This is a genomic window from Legionella jamestowniensis (genome assembly GCF_001467745.1).
GTDB classification, from domain to species: domain Bacteria; phylum Pseudomonadota; class Gammaproteobacteria; order Legionellales; family Legionellaceae; genus Tatlockia; species Tatlockia jamestowniensis.
Genome location: NZ_LNYG01000013.1, coordinates 363,984 through 384,453, shown reverse-complemented (window position 1 = coordinate 384,453; position 20,470 = coordinate 363,984). Strand labels below are relative to the sequence as shown.

The window sequence follows — 20,470 nt, the reverse complement described above, 5'->3', positions numbered from 1 at the left end:
CCGCGGCGCGTCCCACCTCTGAACCTGTGCCCGCCGTAGTAGGCAAAGCGACAATAGGGGCAATTTCAGCACTATTAGCTCGAGTCCAGTTATCCCCACAATCTTCAAAATCCCACAACGGGCGATTTTGTCCCGCCATGAGAGCAATGGCTTTACCCGCATCTAATGCTGACCCACCCCCAAAAGCAATCACGCCATCGTGTTTCCCTGCGCGATACACAAAGACACCTTTTGCAATGTTTTCACCGTTTGGATTTCCCTTAATATCGCAGAATAATGCAACAGATAAACCCGCTGCCCGACATTGTTGTAATGCTTTATCGATCATAGGGAGTGTCGATAAAACAGGATCAGTAACCAATAGTGGTCTTTTCATACCCAATGCGGTGCAGGCTTGGGCCAATTCATTAGCACGTCCTGCTCCTACCCTGATTGAGGTAGGATAATTCCAGTTAGCCTGCAAATGTTTACTCATAATCGTTCATTCCTTAGAGAATCGTTTTGATATGAAAAGACTTTGGCCTTGTTAACATTTCATACCCAATAGAAGACAAGGTGCAACCGCGACCTGATTCTTTTATACCTGACCAAGCAAGTGCTGGGTCAAGATAATCGCAACGGTTGATAAAGAAAGTACCGGTCTCTAGTTGTCCACCTATGGCAATTCCTGCATCAATATCCTCAGTAAATACTGCTGCTGTTAATCCATAGGCGCTGTCATTCATTAAAGTAATGGCTTCTTCATCAGTGGCAACGGCCATTATCCCTACTACTGGACCAAATGATTCTTCTTTCATAATACGCATTTGATGATTAACTTGTGTTAAAAGCTGTGGTGCCATATAGGCTGAACCAGGTTTATCCATTGAAAAATTTCCCGTATCAATATGAGCCACGGCACCTTGTGATAAAGCCTCACTAATTTGCTCACGAACAAAGTCTGCAGAAGAGGCACGAACCAGAGGGCCTAAGGTAGTTTCGAGGTTATCGGGGCGGCCAAGTTTATATTGCTTCACTAACGCGACTGCTTTTTCAAGGAACGATTGAAAAATATCCCGGTGGACATAAATTCGCTCAATACCACAACAAGATTGACCAGAATTAAAAAAAGCCCCGTCAATTACTGTTTCCACAGCATGATTAAGGTTTGCATCGGCACGTACATAGGCTGGGTCTTTGCCCCCTAATTCCAGACCAATATGCAAAAAGCGGCCTGCTGCTACCCGCTCAATCATTCTTCCACCTTCAACTGAACCCGTGAAGGCTATGTAATCAATTGGCGAGGATTGAAGTATTTGTTCAGTATCTTCATGCGTTAAATGCAAATATTGAAAAACTCCTTCGGGTAATCCAGCAAGCTTAAATGCTTCTGCAAAACGCTCGGCAACGAGTGGGGTTTGTGTGGAATGTTTGAGTAAGACCGTATTCCCGGCCATAAGCGCTGGGATAATTGCATTTACGGCTGTAAGGAAAGGGTAATTCCAAGGTGCAATAGCGAAGACTACACCTAGAGGTTCGCGTTGAATATACCGTAAAAAACCTTCTTTAAAGGGCAAGCGGATTGGATTTAACGCATGTGAAGCCATGGCAATCATGTAACGCGCGCGCTCCTCCAAACCTGTAATTTCCCCTTGGGCATAGCGAATAGGCCGGCCCATTTGCCAACAGATTTCCTCAGCAATGGCTTCTTTATTAGCAACCAGCGCGTCGATGGCAGCTGTACAAAATTTTTCTCGTTCTGTAATAGAAGTTTGCCGCCATTGTTGCTGTGCCGCTTTGGCATTAGACAGTGCGGTTTGAATTTCTGTTGGATTGGCATAAGGGCGCTCCACATAAATGGAGCCATCGATAGGAGAGTAAGTTTTTAATATCTTGTTCATTTTTAACCCGGATTAAATGATCTCAAAATAGCGATCCAATTCCCAATCGGTAATATGGCGACGAAATTCACGTTCTTCCCATTCACGAGAAGCAGCAAAATGCTCTACGAAATCATTGCCGAACAATGTACGCGCTGCTCTTGAGCTTTTAAACCGTTGTGCCGCATCCCATAAGGTAGATGGCAAGGCAAATTCTTCCCGATGTTGCTGCTCATATGCATTGCCTTTAACGGGTTGATCGGGTTCTAATTCTTGCTCGATTCCATATAAACCAGCCCCTAAAGCAGCAGCTAAGGCTAAATAGGGATTAGCATCTGCTGCTCCCACCCTGTATTCAATTCGCTGTGATTTATCGTTGCCAGGGATAAGACGTAATGCGGTTGTACGATTTTCAACACCCCAAGTCGCATCGGTGGGTGCCCAAAAACCAGGAATTAAACGCGTATAACTATTTACAGTGGGTGAAACCATTGCCAGAAATTCCGGCATTAATTGTTGTTGTCCTGCTAAAAAATGCCGCTGAATTTTGCTCATGTTATGAGGCATGGAAGAATCATAAAAAGCTGAGCGGGAGTCATTTTTATGGCGTAGAGAAAGATGAATATGCCCACTTTGACCTGGATAATGGGGTGACCATTTAGCCATAAAGGTGGCCATCATGTTATTGTATTGGGCCAATACCTTCATAAAAGTTTTAAATAAGGCTGCTTTATCGCCGGCCGCGTCTGCTTTATCGACAGCAATAGCTGCTTCAATTACACCCGGTCCAGTTTCAGCATGCAGCCCTTCAATGGGGAAATCCATTACTTCACCCATATTGAGGATCTGGTGATATAACTCTGCGTGAACGGTATTCCGAATAATGGAATACCCAAAAAAGTCAGGAGTAATGGTTTGTAAATTACGATAACCTTTATCGCGGATACTTTCTGGGGTTTCATTAAATAAAAAAAATTCATATTCCAACGCCGCATAAGCATCAAATCCCATCGTTGCTGCTTTTTCAATTGTCCGCCGTAAGACGGCACGCGGGCAAATTGCTTCGGCGCTATTGGCAAATTCAGCGAGGAACAACAGTTCTTTATTTTCAAAAACTAATTCGCGGCAAGTGTGCGGTAAAATGCGTACAGCTGTGTCAGGATAACCTGTATGCCAGCCTGTATATTTGCTGTTATCATAGAGTTTATCTTTGGAATCCCATCCTAAAATTACATCACAGAAAGCAAAACCATTTTCCAGCGCCGAAAAAAATTTATTGCGACTCATGTATTTACCAAGCATTACGCCGTCAATGTCAAAGATTCCCACTTTAACATGGCTGAGATTCCGCTCTTCAATAATTTGTTTCGCATCGTCTATGGTTTTGACATCCCTTGGATTTAGCATTGCAAGTCCTTTGCTTAAATTCTTATTTGAGCAGGAGATATTATCCTAGATTCGGATATTGAATCTACACCATTTACTGATTAATTTGGCGCTTTCATGAGGGGGCATCCTGTTTGCGTGTATCTCTTCTTTTTCATAAGTAGCCGTTGTTCATGATTGTTTTTGGTTAAAAAAATATCAAAGTGGTCGTATTGTATTATATTTAAGGTATGTTATTTAAAGTAAATACCTATAAATGAGAGAAAAATATGACTCTTCACGCAGTGAAATCGTTCATGCAATCCTAAAGACTAATTACAATTTAAGCTTAAGTCCTGAGGATATTGAAGGTATCGTATGGCCTGCATCGGTAATGAAAGTAATTTTGGCACGTAAAGCGCAAAATCGCCTGGGAAAAGGAATACCTTTTAATTATATGGTTACTGAATTTACACCGAGCGAAGATTCCAAAGATTATTCGCTTGAGAATAATAAAGAACTGGCAGCGCTAGTACAATTTCTAAAGGAAAATCACAGTAAATTACCGGTTGGATTACGTTTTCAGTTGGCAGTACTTGTTGGGGGGCATTGGACCTGCATCGATCACGTCATTACCTCAAGAGGTGTTGCGGCTTTTAACCTGGATTCGGTAATGGATTCTAAAGCAAGGCGTTTTTTTCATGTTTATCTCCTTAATTTAGAGAAAGAGGGACTTTTGGGCGCTGGATATATTTACTTCGTGAATGTACCTTCCGATGGTCCTTTTGCAAAAACACCAAAAGAAAAAGTGGCCAATATGATTCAAACAGATTGGATAAGCTGTGGCATTTATGTTGTCGATCATCTTTCTTTTCTTTCGCGTACCAATGTTTTTCATCATTTAAAGACAAACCTCGGTGAATCAAAATACTGCACACTCGGTAGAAAAGATATTCCGCCTGCCTTGTCTGCAATTTTTAGATTAAGCCAAAGCGATCTTCTATTGGAAAATCTGACAAAAAAACAAAAAGAACCAACGATTACTCGAAAAGGGAAAAAATTAAGTGAAGTGGGGTATGGGGATGCAAAACGCAAAGGTCGCAAGCTACTGCTAGAAGCCAGAAATTTTGTGGAAAACTGCAAAGAGGAAGACTATGAACAGATTTTTTCACATAATTTGTTAGATAAATTATCCAACTATGTACGGCATTATTCGACTCCCGTTAACGATTTGATTGAATATATCTATAGCGGTTTGCCTGGGTGTAAAAATTTATCAGATGAAGAAGCAGTTAAATTGATGGAAAAATTGCATGGAATAATTTTATTGTCTGAGCTTAATGATTCACAAAAGATTCTTGCTATTACTGATTTAACCGTTTCAGCATTAGAAAAAAGCAATGAGGAGTCTTCCTATCGTTTATTGGCTGGCGTATTAAGCTATGCGGCATTAAATATTGATGATAACCGCCAGCTATTCGATTTCTATACGAAGATTTTAACCAGTCCTTTAGGTCAAGGGTTAAACAACACTACTAATTCCTTTTTTAAGACACCGACCCGGTTTACCCCAGCACTGCTTACCCATTTAGAAAAAGCGGTAAAAATCCAACTTCTCTACAACGCAGCAGTAGATCTTGAAAATGGATATAAGGATCAATTCAATTTAATTTATGACTTGCCTGGATGCAGCACATTTATTAACAAGCCTCGCACTTTTAATACGTCAGAGACCAAAAGTGGTCAGATTCTTAATGAATTAACTAGGCTCGCAGGGTTAGAAGAAATCGAGAGTACAGGATCGATTAAACAACAATTGGAAGAAAGAAAAAAAGAAGTCTTGAGCGAATTTAATTTTAAAATACATGAAACAGCTTCGCATTTGCCTGCCGTGAGGCAGTAAAAATTAATTTTCCAAACTGGCATCCATTGTAATTTTCGCATTAAACAGTCTGGATACAGGGCAGTTTTCTTTCGCTGTATTGGCTGCAATTTCAAAAGCTTCTGCATTGACATTGGGTATTTTAGCTTTAACATTTAAATGAACAGATGGAATTGAAAAGCCTTCTGTTGATTTTTCAAGTGAGACCGTTGCAACAGTGTGAATTTTTTCAGCCTTTAGTCCTTCTTTTTCGAGCTGTGCAGCAAATGCCATAGAGAAACAACCGGCATGGGCTGCGGCAATTAATTCTTCTGGATTTGTTCCTTTTTCTTGTTCAAAGCGCGTTGTAAATGAATATTGCGTCTTATTAAGCACACCACTTTCCGTAGAAAGTATACCCTGACCATCCTTAATGCCTCCCTGCCATTGGGCAGATCCTTGACGTTTCATAACACTCTCCTTGACGTTCTTTTATATAGACTAGCTCGAAATGGTAAGGTTTGCATTTTTATATTCCATTTAAATGTTAGATAAAGCGTGATTGTTGCGGATACGCCAAGCAGGTCAACTATAATTAGCAATATACAGGGGGTAAAAGGGATTATGCTCTATGGGATTAGACGTCTACCATCGAAAAAGAGACTTTAAGAAAACACCAGAGCCAAAAGGGACAGTCCATCAGGATGATAGCCATCGCTTTGTTATTCAAAAACATGCGGCCAGCCGCCTACATTATGATTTCCGTATAGAACTTGAAGGTGTTCTTAAAAGTTGGGCGGTTCCTAAGGGACCATGCCTGGATCCCACTGTCAAACGATTGGCCATGCATGTGGAAGATCATCCCATTGAATACGGTACTTTTGAAGGCATTATTCCTAAAGGCGAATACGGTGGCGGTACTGTTATGCTTTGGGATGAAGGTGAATGGGAACCATTGGATGAGGATCCTCGCAAAGCCTATGAAAAAGGCCATTTACGTTTTGAATTGCATGCAAAGAAGTTGCAAGGCCGCTGGGATCTTATTCGGTTTAAAAATGAAGATAAATCCTGGTTTTTAATAAAATACAAGGATGAGTTCGCCAAACCTCTCGATGCGTATGATATTACCCTTGCCAAACCTGACAGCGTAACAACAGGGCAGTCGCTGGATGAAATTGCTGAAAATTATGACAACATCTGGAGTAGTAAAGAAGGTTTAAAAGCCAGTAGAAAAAAGAAAACAAAAGATGCGATTGATAAATTACTGCCTGCTGATCTTAAAACCAGCCCATTTCCAGAACGTGTTTCCCCGCAATTAACTTCGTTGGTTGATAAGCCACCAAAGGGATCGCAATGGATGCATGAAATAAAAATTGATGGCTATCGAATTATTGCATTTAAAGACGGTACCTCGATTCGTTTGATGTCACGGAATCATATTGACTGGACAAAGAAATTTAAAAATGTCGTCCAGGCCTTGCAACAATTACCGATAAATAAAGCGGTATTTGATGGTGAAGTTACCTTATTGGATGAGAAGAACCAATCCAATTTTCAGCATTTACAAAATGCAATGAAAGGGGATAAAGATTATCCATTCTATTATTATATATTTGACTTGCTTTATTATGAGAAATTTAATCTAAAAGGTTTGCCTTTATTTCAGCGAAAAGAAATTCTTAAAAAAATACTAACAGGGGCACCTTCGACGTTAAGATATAGTGATCACATTATTGGGAATGGTGAAGAGGTTTTTAATAAATCTTGTGAATTGGGTTTGGAAGGGATTATTTCTAAAAATGTGGAAAGTACTTACCTCGAGAAGCGGTCAAAATCCTGGTTAAAAATTAAATGCAGCCAACGGCAGGAGTTTATTATTGGTGGCTATCTGCCTCCTCAACGTTCAAGACAGTATTTTCGTTCCCTTTTTCTTGGGGTTTTTAATGAAGAGGGAGAGTTAGTGTACTCAGGGAATGTAGGTACAGGGTTTACACAGTCTTCATTGCAAGAAGTCTATCAAGAATTACAGAAAGTTTTGAGTGATGAAAATCCTTTTAACTCTACCCCTCCGGAGGCAAAAAAAGCCACCTGGGTTAAGCCAACTCTGGTTGCAGAAGTGGAATTTAGCCAGTGGACCTCTGAAGGAAAGTTAAGACATCCCAGTTTCAAAGGCTTAAGAAAAGATAAAGAGGCTTTTACCGTAAAACGGGAGGAAGAGCTATTCATGAAGAAAATTGAAAACAAAGCATCTCCATCCAAGAAAGAAAGGACTATCTCTAACCCTGGGAAAATTCTATATAAAGAAGATAAAATTACAAAGCAGCATCTTTTTGACTATTATGATGAAGTTAGCGATTATATCTTACCCTATCTTATAAAAAGACCTTTAACACTGGTAAGATGTCCGGAAAGTTATAAGAACTGCTTTTTTCAAAAGCATTATTATAAATCCACACCTAAAGCACTTTGTGCAGTCCCTATCAAAAATAAATCCGACGATGAGACTGAAAAATACATTTATCTAAACGATAAGGAAGGTTTATTAAGCCTGGTACAAATAGGAGCACTCGAACTTCATCCCTGGGGTAGTCGTATTGAGAATCTGGAATGTCCGGATATGCTGACAATCGATTTAGACCCTGGTACTGGTGTGCCTTGGAAAGATATTGTAAAGGCTGCTTTTGAAGTGAGACAACATTTAGAGGCCTTTAAATTGACGTCCTTTGTAAAAACTACAGGTGGTAAAGGGCTGCATGTGGTAGTACCTATCCGGCCAGAGTATGACTGGGATATGGTAAAAAATTTTTGTCGTGTGTTCGTTGAGTTTCTGGAACAACTGAACCCTAAAGCCTATGTGACAAATATGGCAAAAGAAAAAAGAAAGGGAAAGATCTTTGTAGATTATCTACGTAACCAACGTGGTGCCACAGCTATTAGTGCCTATTCCACCCGCGCCCGTTTACATGCCCCTGTTGCCACGCCTGTTCATTGGGACGAGTTAACCCATGATGTTAGGGATACGTTCTATACTCTTTTTACCTTACCGCTACGTTTAAAAAAATTAAAAGAAGATCCCTGGAAAGATTTTTGGAAAATTAAGCAATCTTTACGATTGGATGAACTATAAATTGGCTTGCTTCCTCTTATTTTTATTGACTAGCAGTAAAAGAAATTTCGGGACGAAACGCTTTTTATAAACTTGAATGTTCACTATAAAAAACAAAAGCATCGCCGTAAAAGCAATTAGATAATTTTGAAACATGAACTGAAAGATGATTAGTAGTAAGAAACTGCGAAAGAGTTCAGTATATTGAATGTTAATGATAACTCCCTGGTTAAGCACAACACCTATTAAATAAAGAGTGATTACGATAAAAAATCCCAACACACTGCTTAACGGCAAGTTGAAATTGAAAAAAAATAAATAATACGCAGACATCAAAATGGTTAATGTCAGATTTAAAAGCACATAGGCACCCGGGTATTGAATAATATTTGTATCGTTTTTACGTTTCTTAATGATTATTGGCTTGCTTAATTGTTTAATGATCCATTCCGGCGGCATAAAGAATGCGAGAATACGTTTGCGCAGGCTGGGTAAGTTTTTGCCATAGCGATAAGTGTCATAAAGGACTTTCACATTTGCAAAAAAAGGATTCCAGGAAGCAAGAGGCTCAGTGGTTCCATAGTCGGCGGGAATGGTTTCTTTTCGAAAAGTACCGAATAATTTATCCCAGAGGATTAAACTTCCGGCGTAATTTTTATCAATGTATTCCGGATTTCTGCCATGGTGTACCCGATGGTGGGAGGGAGTATTAAAAATATATTCAATCCAACCCATACGTTGTATGAGTTCAGTATGAATCCAAAATTGATAAAGGGTATTGGCAGACACCACGAGTAAAAACATCCATGTGGGGAAACCTAGTAATGCCAAAGGTAAATAAATGACCCAGGAACACAGTGTTTGTACGATTCCCTGGCGTAAAGCAACCGATAAATTATAATGTTCACTTTGATGATGAACAGCATGCCCAGTCCATAAAAAATTACAGCGATGACTGGCGCGATGAAACCAGTAGTAACAAAAATCTACCCCTAGCCACAGGATAATCCAGGTCACTACCGACTTGGCATTGATTTCAAAAAAACCGAAATGCTGATAGAGATAGTGATAACTGAAAATCAATAATCCCCTTAAGGGAAGCATCGCTACCTGCTCAAGAATGCCACAACTAAGATTATTGGTGAAATCATTTAAGTGGTAGAGCGGCTTTTTTTGGGCAATAGAAATGAGATACTCAATTGCCATTGATAGCAAAAAAACAGGAATGGCGAGGGCAATAAGATCAATTTCCATATTAATATATTAGGACAGGAATAAAAGAAAACAATAATTCATAAAAAAGGGTAACGCAATGACTCAATAAACTGCAGGTTAATATTTTAGGGGACATAGAATATGTCATTTAAAAATCAATCACTATAATTGTAATAATAAGGATCTATGGAGAGAGATGGTGATTAAAATTAAAACGATACTCCTAGGGATTGTATTATTTTCCTTTGCTCTTGCGACTTTTGCTGCTTCGGATGTATTACTTTCTGCTTCTGCAGGCTGCTTCAATGAAAAAAAACTAAAAACGATAGCCAAAGAAATTGAAACCTCTTTTGAAAAGAATATTTGTGCGAATGGAATTAAGCCTATGCAAGTACAGTGGATTTCCTCCACAGCGCTGCCTCAAATTATGAATAAGTCTTTTTTAGGCGTTGAACCACCGCCTAACTGGCAAATATTAACTGAAGAATTAATGCATGATTGCTTTAAAGAAGGGGATTTATGTACAGAGACCACCCAAAAACAGGTGGTTGGCTGTATGCAAATCAAAGCCCCCACCATTTTATTGCAATGGGGTCCATGGCTTGCGGAAAATTGCAAAACAATCAATAAAGAAGTCATTGAAAAATGGGCGAATAAAAAACAAAAAGTACTCGAGCTAATAAAAGAATTTCAGGTACAGTCTACCCAATAGACTCGGAAGGTTTCCCATGCAGTTGAACGCTGTGTCTCTCCCGGCTGCGAGCAGCCGGGCTACAATCTAGCGTAGCCCGGTTGCTTGCAACCGGGGGATCATTAATGGATGAAATGACTAAGAAGGATGAGATGCTTTTCATGGCTGTGGTGATTGAATAGGAGCTCTCCCGGCTGCGAGCAGCCGGGCTACAATTTACCGTAGCCCGGTTGCTTGCAACCGGGATTAATCAATAGCGGTGCTTAGTATGAATGAAGGCCAAAAGCCAAATTCGGGTTTACTTTTAATAGGATCAATTATCAAGACAGACGATTTTCATTTAAAAACCTATCTGCGCATTGAGCAACATTTTCTATCTCTTGGCTTGCATCGATTTCTTTAAAGAAAGATATTTTTTTTGTATAAATTCCAAAACTGCTACTAGCTGCTAAAAAGGTTGTAGTACCAGCAGCCAGCGCTGTTGCGATAGCGCCTGGGCCAGACCATAAGCCTAAGCCAAGGCCTATTGTTGTTGCAAGCAAGGTTACAAAAGCAACTGCTGCCACACCAAAGACTGCTTTCATCACATGCGGATGTTCATTTTCAAAATATGGCGCACATTTTTTTGTGAATTGTTCAATTGCTTCTTGTTTTTTATCGCTTGAAATATTGCTTAAAAGATTATCCACCAGTTCAAGACTAATTGCAGCAACGGGCTCATATTTTTCATGTGGGGTGTCCTTAACTTTTTCCAGTAACTGCTTTAAAGCAAGGTATAAACCAGATTCTATAGGTAATTTAGACAGGGCAACATCGAATTTATCGCTAAGCGTGTTGTTGAATAGTAGATTTTTAAACGATTCAATATTGGTGTTATGTTTTGCGGACACTGCAATACGTGTCGCAAAAGAACCTTCAATATTGTTTAAAATTTCCTGGGCTTTTGCAGTTTGCTCCTCCAGAGTATCTGCTAGTAAATCCATTTTAGTACCCACTAAAATAATTTTTTTATCTGGATTATGCGTTTTAAAGGATTCTAAATATTCTTTTTGAAAAAGTGTTGGATTACTTAAATCTACACAGTAAAGTCCTAAATCAGCATGTCGAAAAAAAGGCAGTGCCATACCCAATGTTTTAGAATCACCACTAATATCCCAAAGCTGTAGGCTGTCATTGTTTTTTTTTAGACTATAAAAATCCATACCCATGCTGGGATTATAAGTCTCACTAAAATTGTTAGACACAATGCGACGAAGTAATTGTGTTTTTCCAGTTTTCTCAGCACCTATTGCAATTATTTTATACCCACTCATAACAATATACTCAACAGAAAAATGACTTATTGTACAGCAAGCTGATTATTTAAAAAACTTTTTTGCTATAACAATAAGTATGTACATCTATAAATAGACTAGATGTTTGTTTTAGGGGAACTTATGAAAACAATACTTATTACAGGAAGTAATCGAGGTTTGGGATTTGAATTTGTCAAACAGCTTAGTCAGCAAAATAACCACATTCTAGCAACCTGTCGCAATCCTCAAGAGGCACTAGACTTACAAAACTACGCCAAGGTAAAAAAGAATATTTCCATTTACCCATTGGATGTGACTAATGATAGCGAATTATTGGCATTAGTAGGTGAACTAAAAGATATGGCCTTGGATTGGATAATAAATAATGCAGGAATCAGTGGACAATCAGGCGTCACTGTCGGCAATATTGGCCGGGATAATTTTTTACATGTAATGAATGTAAATTGTTTAAGCCCGCTTAAGATTAGTGACGCGTTTTTACCGCTTCTGCTTAAAGGGAATGAAAAATTAATCGTTAATATCACCTCTGCTTTAGGAAGTATCAGTGATAATCAATGGGGCAGAAGTTACGCTTACCGAGCGAGTAAAGCGGCCTTGAATTGTGTTATGCGTTCTTTTGCGCTCGATGTCATGTCAAGCGATATTAAAGTTATGCTATTAAATCCCGGTTGGGTAAAAACAAGGTTAGGTGGCTCTCAAGCGGAGCTTGAAGCTGAAGAAAGCGTGCGTCGGATGTTGCACATTATTGAAAAATATAAAAATAATAGCCATGCAGAGGTGCTGCGTAATTATAATGATGAAATAATTAACTGGTAGCTGAAACAGTTGTTCTATTGATAAACTATCATTGATGCGATTAATATCGTGCCATTTATTTTATCCAAGCCTGGCGCATGTTTATGACATTTCAGGAATATAGCACTGGACAAATTTTTTTATGCGGTCGTTGCGGACAAAATAAAGCACTGACGCTCTCTAATCCTGAAAAAAATTAAAGTTGTAAATAGATTTTGAGGAAAAAGCATGAATCAAAAAGTTTTTGTAAACCGTATCTTAAACATGAGAAAGATTAAATACATTGGCTTGGATATGGATCACACGTTAATCCGCTACAATACTAAAAATTTTGAAGCGCTGGTATATAAGTTGGTAGTAGAGAAATTAATTCATGATAAAGGGTATCCTGAAGAGATTCGCAAATTTAAATTTAATTTTGATAGCTCGATTCGCGGCTTAATTATCGACAGTAAAAACGGTAACATTTTAAAACTTAGCCGCTATGCGGCGATTCGCCAAAGTTACCATGGAACTAAAGAAATTAGTTTTGCAGAACAAAAAAAAATTTACCGTAGTATTTATGTGGATTTAAAAGATCGAAATTACATTGCCATTGATACGTCATTTTCCATTGCGTTTTGTGTGCTCTATAGCCAGCTTATCGATTTAAAAGATGAGCGCCCAGATGAATTACCGAGTTATGCAACCATTGCCCTGGATGTAATAAGTTCAGTGGATAAAGCTCATGCGGATGGGAGCTTGAAAGGCTATATAACTCAAAACATGGAAGAGTATGTTTTAAGGGAGAAAGCTGTTGTAGAAGGGCTTAAACGGTATATCCGGTATGGGAAGAAATTCTTTGTATTAACCAACTCCGAATATTATTACACCAATATTTTATTAGACTATGCCCTGTCTCCTTTTCTGGAAAAAGGTGAAACTTGGCGGGATCTGTTTGAGTTTGTAATTACTTTGGCGCATAAACCGCGTTTCTTTTATGACAATTTACGCTTTTTATCCATTAACCCTCAAGATGGTTCAATGACAAATGCGGAGGGTGCCATTGTCCCTGGGGTTTATCAAGGGGGGAATGCCCGAAAATTTACTGAAGATTTGGCAATTAATGGTGATGAAATTTTATATATTGGTGACCATATTTATGGTGATATCCTACGCTTGAAAAAAGATTGTAACTGGCGCACAGCCTTGGTTGTTGAGGAATTAGGGGAAGAGATTGAATCCCAAAGAAAAGCCTTCCCTATAGAAAAGAAAATTGTTGAAGCAATGGATGTTAAAAAAACATTAGAGCAAAAAAATAGTGAGCTTTACAGTCGTTGTATCGAGGAGGGCACTACTGAATTTAATGAGCAAATTGGTGAAATTCAACAGCAAATCTCTGAATTGGATGTCCAAATAACTAAATTGCTTAAAGAAGAACAGACATTCTATAACGCTCACTGGGGGCGAGTGTTTCGCGCGGGTGCGGAAGAGACTTATTTTGCTTATCAAGTGGACCGTTATGCCTGTATTTATATGGAAAAGTTCTCGGATTTACTTGAGCATTCACCCATGACTTATTTTCGTGCTAATCGACGTATGTTAGCGCATGACATGGAAATTTTAACGCAACCTTTATTGTTTTAGTTAAAGTTGCCATCACGTCATATTGTAGCCTGGTTGAGGCTTGCAGCAACCAGGCTGTCGGTGTTTAGTCAATAATCGAAGCGAATTTACCAAATAGTACATCTATTTTTGTTCACCATGGGGCTACCCTCTTCCAGTGCAAAGGCAAGCTGGAATTGAGGCATATTCGCCAAAGTTCCATTAACGCGATATACCATGGGTGGATGTGGATCGGTAGTCACCAAATGTCTGGCTTTTTCAGGACGAATATTGCTGGCCCAAACATGCGCTGAGCCCAAAAAGAACTGTTGCTCTGGAGTAAAACCTTCAATCGTTTTAGCATTTTTATACGCTTTGGAGGATTGAAATGCTTTATAGGCTAAGGTTAAACCACCTAGATCGGCAGTCGCTTCACCAACAACAAGATCCCCTTGAACCGCTAAATCACCATTTACTTTATATTGCGAAAATTGTTCAGCAATGCAATGGGTCGCCGCTTGAAATTTTTTTAAATCCTCCGGTGTCCACCAATTTTTTAAATTACCATGGCCATCGAATAAAGCCCCTTTGTCATCAAAACCATGGGTTATCTCATGGCCAATAATAAAACCGATAGCGCCATAATTAACGGCTGCAGGCGCCTTAGGATCAAAAAAAGGCGGTTGAAGAATGCCAGCAGGAAGATTAATGTTATTCATTGACGGATCGTAATAGGCATTGATCGTTTGCGGCGTCATATGCCATTCAGTTCGATCAACAGGCTTACCAATTTTGTCAAGATCCCGCTTGATAAGGAATTCATTAGCACGAATAACATTTAACACATAAGGGCCGCGATCAATTTTTAAGGTGGAGTAATCCCACCATTTTTCTGGATAGCCAACGCGTTCTTCCATTAAATCCAACTTCTTAAGGGCAGCCTGACGGGTCTCAGGTGTCATCCAGCCAAGCGTTTGTAAATCTTCCCGCAAGGCAGTGCGAATATTTTGCAGAATTTCAAGAACTTGTTGTTTCTCGGCAGGGGAGAAATACTTCTCCACATAGAGTTTGCCAATGGCAAAACCTAAAGCGCCATTTTCAGTGTTTACGACCCGTTTCCAGCGAGGCAATATTTTTTCAGCTCCACCAATCGCTGAGACCATTTTGAAATTCTGGTCAACAAAAGGTTGGGACAAGTAAGGTGCAAAGGAATCAATCAAGCGCCAACGCAGGTATATTTTCCAATCTTCTAAAGCAATGGCTGCCAACATGTCATTTATTTTTTTGAAAAATTCAGGGGTAGCCAGGTTGATGGATTGAAGTTTTGGTTGTCCTATTGCGGTTAAGTAGCTTGGCCAAGAGAAATAGGGAGTTGTTGCAGCTAACTGTTTATGGTCCATCATATGATAAATCGCATAAGGGTCTCGTAATTCAGTTTGTGATAAAGAAGCTTTAGCAAGAGCCGTTTCAATTGCCATGACAGTTTTTGCTTCTTGGGCAGCTTTTGGTGGTGCATCACCAAGCAATTCAAACATTTTCTTTAAATGTTCAAGATATATGGCACGAATTTGTACAAATTTCTTTTCTTCTTTTAAGTAATAATCACGATCAGGTAGCCCAATACCACCTTGAATGGCTGCGCCAATCATTTCCTGGCTATTTTTAAAATCCTGCATGCTGCCAAAATTAAAAAGGGCATCAACACCAACCATTTGCAAATGTGCTATCGTTGCTTGCAAATCGTCAGTATTTTTAATTGCATCAATGCGATTAAATTCAGGAGTTAAAGGGGTTGCCCCTACTTTGTTAACGAGCGCCTCGTCCATGCCACTAAAGTAAAAATCGCCTACTTTTTGTTCGATGCTGCCTGGTTTTGCCTGTTTATTGTTTGCTGCTGAGATTAACATTTGGTGAATAACGTCTTGAAGCTTGTCCTGAAGGATATAAAACGTACCCCAACTTTCGTATTCAGGAGGGATGGGATTTTGCTTTTGCCAGTTCCCATTCGCATAAGCAAAGAAATTCTCACCTGGCTTCACGGTTTTATCCAACCAGTTAAGATGTAGTGCAGCAGCATTTACATCGGTTGCCGACATTGCAATAAAAGGGCTACATACACTTAATAAAGTGGCAAAAATTTTACGCAACCGCATTCGTGTCTCCTTATTGTCTTATAGCTTGTATATCTTCTTTCTACACACCGCTTATTGTCAGCGGTATCCATAAATTGCTAATTTAAACCATTTAGTATATTTAGTTTGTTGAGCGATTAAAATTGTTCAAGCTCAGTGATAACATTTAGCCATTCTTCTTCCGTAGTAAGCAGTTCTTGTTGTAACTTTTTTTGTTGCCCTAGCAGCTTTTGTAATTGTTGTTGCTGACCCTCTTCATAGAGTGAGAGATCAGATAATTCATGCTCAATATTAACTAATTGTTTGCTAACTTGTTCAACTAATAATTCCAGTTTTTTCATGCGATTCTGTAGGGACTTTTTTTCACGATATTGATTATTGTTGGTTGCAGATGACTCTTTTGCAGACTCTCTTGTTTGCAGCCAGTTGTGATAATCGTCTAAGTCTCCTTTAAATGCTTCTACTTGTTTATGATAGACCAGATAAAAATCATCAACAGTGGTTCGGAGAAGATGGCGATCATGCGAAATTAAAATCAAAGCACCCTCATAGCTTTGCAAGGCAATTTCTATCGCTGCCCGCATCTCTAAATCCAGATGGTTAGTGGGCTCATCTAATAATAAAAGGTTTGGTTTTTGCCAAACAAGTTTTGCCAGGGCAAGCCGGGCTTTTTCTCCGCCTGAAAAATGTTGGATGGGCTTGACTGCCATGTCACCGATAAAATTAAACCCTCCTAGATAATCGCGAATAGCTTGTTCCCTGGCATCTGGTGAAAGTGCCTGAATGGTTGCGAGCGGGCTTAAGCTATTATCCAGCTCATCTAATTGATGTTGGGCATAATAACCTATGTGGAGGTTAGGTGAGTGGTAAAGATGACCTGACAAAGGGGGTAAAGTGCCTGTTAATGTTTTAATTAAGGTCGATTTCCCTTCACCATTGGGACCAAGTAAAGCGATTCTATCCCCAGGATTAAGGACTAAATTAAGTTTTTTTAATATGATCGTGTTGTCATTATAACCTGCACTGACTTGTTCACAGCGAAGGAGTGGGTTTCCAGCCCTGGGGCATGGATAAAAATTAAATGAAAATGGAGAATCGACTTGAGCTTGCGCAACGATATCCATTTTGGCAATCGCATTTAATCGGCTTTGCGCTTGTTTAGCTTTCGTTGCTTTCGCTCGAAAACGATTCACAAAAGACATGAGATGAGTAATTTTTTGTTGTTGCTTTTCATACATCATCTGCTGTAAAGCCAGCTGTTGGGCTCTGGTTTGTTCAAAACAGCTGTAGTTCCCGCTGTATAAAGTCATGGTCCGTTGTTCAATATGCAGAATATGCGTTACAAAAGCATCTAAAAATTCCCGATCGTGTGAAATTAACAAAATACTGCTAGGGCATTGCTTTAACCATTTTTCAAGCCAAAAAATGGCTTCCATATCGAGATGGTTAGTCGGCTCATCCAGCAATAATAGATCGGCTGGTTTCATTAAACAGCGTGCCAGGCTAAGACGCATCCGCCAGCCCCCTGAAAAACTGTTAACCGGTTTTTTTTGTTCTTCCGCTTTAAATCCAAGGCCTGCCATGATAGAGGCTGCTTTTGCAGGTTTACTGTAGCCGCCTGTCTGGGTTAGTAATTCATGGCATAGCAACACTTCATCATGGCTTTGATTATGCTCAGCAGATGCCAGTCGCTGTTGGAGCATTATGTAGTCTTCATCGCCAGCGAGGACAAAATCCAAGGCAAGTTGGTTGCTGTCAGGGAGTTGCTGGGAAAGATGGCTAATGCGCAGTTGGGAATTCATAAGGCATTCACCAGCATCAGCCGTTAATTCACCTAGAATTAAAGCAAATAAACTTGATTTGCCACATCCATTATGGCCAACCAGCCCAATTTTTTGCTTGTCATGCAGGGCTGTGCTGGCATTTTCAAGAAGAATTTTATTGCCGCGAGAAAGCGTAATTTGACGCAAAGTTAGCATGGTTTAAAGTAACAGTACCGATTAAAATTAGTATAGTACCATGAATAGCCTTATTAAGTATTCAGTAACAGGATAGCTCTGGGATACGGCATTAATTAACATTTATTCAATAGATTTGATCCCTACCACTTTATCCCAAATTTATTGAATATTCTTGAGCGCGATAGGAAGGAAGGATTTAAAACACCAAACGGCTCCAACGCGCCAGACTTAAGATGACGCGCTGGGATGTTTGGGGAGTGGGTATAAAAACGGCAGTTATTTCCACATTACATTACATTGTTTAGTACTTGCTGCTTTTAGCATGTTGATTAAAGGAAGTGCCCGGTGTGCCAAACTAACTGGGGGTTCATCATCGTCATTATTCCCAGTTTCAGGGGTTGAAGGTGGATTTTTTTCGTTTTCAATACCCTGTTGCAATCGAGATAAAGCGTCTGGAACATCTTTAGCCAAAATCGCACCCGGAACAGCGCCACTATGACCCATGAGCTTTAATAAATGCTGGGCGATATGGCCAAACATCACGATATTTTCATATGCTTCACTGTAAAATGTCACTAACATTTAATTTCCTTATCTTTTTAAAACTGAAATTCTTAACCTTTAGATATCATACTTTAAGCAAAATGGGTATATAATATGTCAGTTAGTTGTCAGGTTGAAAAATGAAGAAACAAGATTTTTACTTTGATTTGCCAGAAGAGTTAATTGCTCAATACCCCCTTCCTAATCGCAGCGATTCAAGGTTACTCGTGTATAATCGTCAAACCGGGTGTCGTAGCCACCATCACTTTAAGGGAATTGCTGAATTTTTAGAAGCCGGTGATTTATTGGTCATGAACAACAGCAAAGTTATTCCGGCGCGATTGTTTGGCAAAAAAGCCAGTGGGGGTAAAGTAGAACTCTTGGTGGAGCGTTTACAAGGGGAAGAGACATTTCTTGCTCATATTAAAGCCAGTAAAGCACCGAAGGCGGGTTCTTTGATTCATCTTGATAAAGGCTGGATTGTTGAGGTGATTGCCAAACTTGATGATTTATACCACTGTCGGGCAGTCGGTGAGGTAGAGACAATGCTGCAAGAAATTGGGCATATTCCCTTGCCGCTTTACATCAATCGCCCGGATGAAAGATTAGATTTACAACGGTATCAAACCGTTTACGCGCTGCATAACGGTTCCGTAGCGGCTCCAACTGCCGGCTTACATTTTGATGAAGTGCTTCTTAAGGGAATCAAAGAGAAAGGTGTAAATCTTGGTTATTCAACATTGCATGTCGGCGCAGGTACTTTTCGGCCAGTTCGTTGCGATAATATTCAAGAACATAAAATGCACAGCGAACAATTCACCATCAGTAAAGAATTAGCAGAGCAGGTTAATGCAACGCGTGCATCGGGCAAACGCGTTATAGCAGTAGGGACAACAGCACTACGCAGTTTGGAAAGCGCCGCCTATGAAGGGAAATTACAAGCTTGTCAGGGAGACACGAGTATTTTTATTTACCCAGGATATCGGTTTCAAATTTGCGATGGCCTGCTAACAAACTTTCATCTTCCAGAGTCAACATTGCTAATGTTGGTTGCTGCATTTATAGGGCATGCCCAGGCTATGGCTCTCTATAAGGAAGCCATTGCTGAAAAATATCGTTTTTTTAGCTATGGGGATGCCAGCTTACTGCTTTAAGGATTTTAATGAATCACCGAACTATGCCAACCTATATTCCAATATTAACTACAGAAGCTGGAAGTTGTCTGACAATGGCTAATTGGCAAGAAGTAGGGGTAAACACCGTTTCTTGTCATCTTGAGGCGTTACTGGTAAAACCAGGTGTTTCTCTATTATCCAGCTTGCCAAATTTAAAAACCTATATACCCTGGGAAGGACCCATTGTTCTAAATGCAGCATTGTCTCCCTTAAAACAAGGGAAATATACTATTCGTTCTCCTTATGATGGGAGTGTAATTCAGGTTAGCCAGGAAGAAATTTCTCGTCTCATCGAAAAATTGCAACCAGAGGTGGTCGTATTACCGGCTGATTTTAATTTAGGCTTATTGGGGCTCTCAACAAAAACAACTAAAGTGTTTACTGTCCCTGAAATAAATGCTGAACAACAGTTCGGCTGCTATTTAACTTATCAACCGTCCATGTCCTTTGCTGCCTTGCAAGAAAAGATAGAACGTTATAATACGAAGCCCATTTATCTGGCAGGAGATTTTAATCTGCAACAATTCACAACCTTAATCCAGTATCATTCTGTAACTATCGAATCTAATTTGCCCGCTCTGCATGCTTTTTCAGGAAAGGTATATTGTGAAAGGGGAGTACTTGATTTATGTGCGGAGGAAATGACTCATCAACATACCGTTATAGATACCCACTGCAAGTGTCCTATCTGTCAACAACAGTTTACTCGTGCTTATTTGCATCATCTTATCCACCAAACGCCCTTGCTATGCCAGCGTCTTCTCATTCAGCATAATGCGTATTATTCCCAGCATTGCTGTTAATCTCGCTTTAAATGAATGAATTTTTCTCTGTATATGACAGGTTTTTTTATCATGTACGGAGTGA

Annotated in this window: 16 protein-coding genes; 7 read left to right on the top strand and 9 right to left on the bottom strand. The window is 39.6% G+C overall.

Features of this window, described 5'->3' with window-relative positions:
* The 3 genes from Ljam_RS15490 to Ljam_RS06060 form a co-directional block, all read right to left on the bottom strand.
* Nucleotides 1-475: iron-containing alcohol dehydrogenase (locus Ljam_RS15490; RefSeq protein WP_420795606.1), on the bottom strand; the 475-nt coding region annotated here is incomplete at its 3' end.
* 13 nt (nucleotides 476-488) lie between these two features.
* On the bottom strand, nucleotides 489-1,880 hold the full coding sequence (locus tag Ljam_RS06065; RefSeq protein WP_058449234.1) for an aldehyde dehydrogenase family protein: 1,392 nt from the start codon (nucleotides 1,878-1,880) through the stop codon (nucleotides 489-491).
* Between the two features lie 12 nt (nucleotides 1,881-1,892).
* A complete protein-coding gene (locus tag Ljam_RS06060) occupies nucleotides 1,893-3,266 on the bottom strand; it encodes a glutamine synthetase family protein (RefSeq protein ID WP_058449233.1) in 1,374 nt (457 codons plus the stop codon).
* A gap of 235 nt (nucleotides 3,267-3,501) precedes the next feature.
* Here Ljam_RS06060 and Ljam_RS06055 point away from each other — a divergent pair, with 235 nt between their 5' ends.
* Nucleotides 3,502-5,127 carry a hypothetical protein gene (locus tag Ljam_RS06055; RefSeq protein WP_058449232.1) on the top strand — a complete coding sequence of 542 codons (1,626 nt, stop codon included), beginning with the start codon at nucleotides 3,502-3,504 and terminating at the stop codon, nucleotides 5,125-5,127.
* Nucleotides 5,128-5,130: 3 nt separating this feature from the next.
* On the opposite strand, the gene Ljam_RS06050 is transcribed toward Ljam_RS06055, so the two are convergent.
* Nucleotides 5,131-5,556, bottom strand: a complete 426-nt coding sequence (locus Ljam_RS06050; RefSeq protein WP_058449231.1) for an OsmC family protein — start codon at nucleotides 5,554-5,556, stop codon at nucleotides 5,131-5,133.
* A 160-nt stretch (nucleotides 5,557-5,716) separates the two neighbouring features.
* On the opposite strand from Ljam_RS06050, the gene ligD reads away from it, so the two are divergent.
* Nucleotides 5,717-8,212 (top strand): DNA ligase D, encoded by a 2,496-nt coding sequence (ligD, locus tag Ljam_RS06045; RefSeq protein ID WP_058449230.1) that lies wholly within the window; start codon nucleotides 5,717-5,719, stop codon nucleotides 8,210-8,212.
* Here ligD and Ljam_RS06040 read toward each other — a convergent pair.
* Nucleotides 8,207-9,445, bottom strand: coding sequence for a sterol desaturase family protein (locus Ljam_RS06040; RefSeq protein WP_058449229.1), 1,239 nt, complete (start codon nucleotides 9,443-9,445; stop codon nucleotides 8,207-8,209). The genes ligD and Ljam_RS06040 overlap by 6 nt on opposite strands.
* A 157-nt stretch (nucleotides 9,446-9,602) precedes the next feature.
* Between Ljam_RS06040 and Ljam_RS06035 the strand changes: the two genes are divergently transcribed.
* Nucleotides 9,603-10,118 (top strand): hypothetical protein, encoded by a 516-nt coding sequence (locus tag Ljam_RS06035; protein ID WP_058449228.1) that lies wholly within the window; start codon nucleotides 9,603-9,605, stop codon nucleotides 10,116-10,118.
* Nucleotides 10,119-10,417: 299 nt separating this feature from the next.
* Here Ljam_RS06035 and Ljam_RS06030 read toward each other — a convergent pair whose 3' ends face one another.
* Entirely contained in the window at nucleotides 10,418-11,410 is a 993-nt protein-coding gene (locus Ljam_RS06030; protein ID WP_058449227.1) for a GTP-binding protein, read from the bottom strand.
* Nucleotides 11,411-11,533: 123 nt separating this feature from the next.
* Here Ljam_RS06030 and Ljam_RS06025 point away from each other — a divergent pair, with 123 nt between their 5' ends.
* Both Ljam_RS06025 and Ljam_RS06020 read left to right on the top strand, forming a co-directional pair.
* On the top strand, nucleotides 11,534-12,229 hold the full coding sequence (locus tag Ljam_RS06025; protein WP_058449226.1) for an SDR family oxidoreductase: 696 nt from the start codon (nucleotides 11,534-11,536) through the stop codon (nucleotides 12,227-12,229).
* Nucleotides 12,230-12,436: 207 nt separating this feature from the next.
* Nucleotides 12,437-13,834, top strand: a complete 1,398-nt coding sequence (locus tag Ljam_RS06020) for an HAD-IG family 5'-nucleotidase (protein WP_058449225.1) — start codon at nucleotides 12,437-12,439, stop codon at nucleotides 13,832-13,834.
* A gap of 86 nt (nucleotides 13,835-13,920) precedes the next feature.
* On the opposite strand, the gene Ljam_RS06015 is transcribed toward Ljam_RS06020, so the two are convergent.
* The 3 genes from Ljam_RS06015 to Ljam_RS06005 form a co-directional block, all read right to left on the bottom strand.
* Nucleotides 13,921-15,945, bottom strand: a complete 2,025-nt coding sequence (locus tag Ljam_RS06015; protein ID WP_058449224.1) for a M13 family metallopeptidase — start codon at nucleotides 15,943-15,945, stop codon at nucleotides 13,921-13,923.
* Nucleotides 15,946-16,061: 116 nt separating this feature from the next.
* On the bottom strand, nucleotides 16,062-17,903 hold the full coding sequence (locus Ljam_RS06010) for an ABC-F family ATP-binding cassette domain-containing protein (protein WP_058449223.1): 1,842 nt from the start codon (nucleotides 17,901-17,903) through the stop codon (nucleotides 16,062-16,064).
* Nucleotides 17,904-18,161: 258 nt separating this feature from the next.
* Nucleotides 18,162-18,467 carry a DUF1840 domain-containing protein gene (locus Ljam_RS06005; protein WP_058449222.1) on the bottom strand — a complete coding sequence of 102 codons (306 nt, stop codon included), beginning with the start codon at nucleotides 18,465-18,467 and terminating at the stop codon, nucleotides 18,162-18,164.
* 101 nt (nucleotides 18,468-18,568) lie between these two features.
* Between Ljam_RS06005 and queA the strand changes: the two genes are divergently transcribed.
* A complete protein-coding gene (gene queA, locus Ljam_RS06000; protein ID WP_058449221.1) occupies nucleotides 18,569-19,582 on the top strand; it encodes a tRNA preQ1(34) S-adenosylmethionine ribosyltransferase-isomerase QueA in 1,014 nt (337 codons plus the stop codon).
* A gap of 8 nt (nucleotides 19,583-19,590) precedes the next feature.
* On the top strand, nucleotides 19,591-20,406 hold the full coding sequence (locus Ljam_RS05995) for a tRNA guanosine transglycosylase family protein (protein ID WP_058449220.1): 816 nt from the start codon (nucleotides 19,591-19,593) through the stop codon (nucleotides 20,404-20,406).
* The last annotated feature ends 64 nt before the right edge of the window (nucleotides 20,407-20,470 follow it).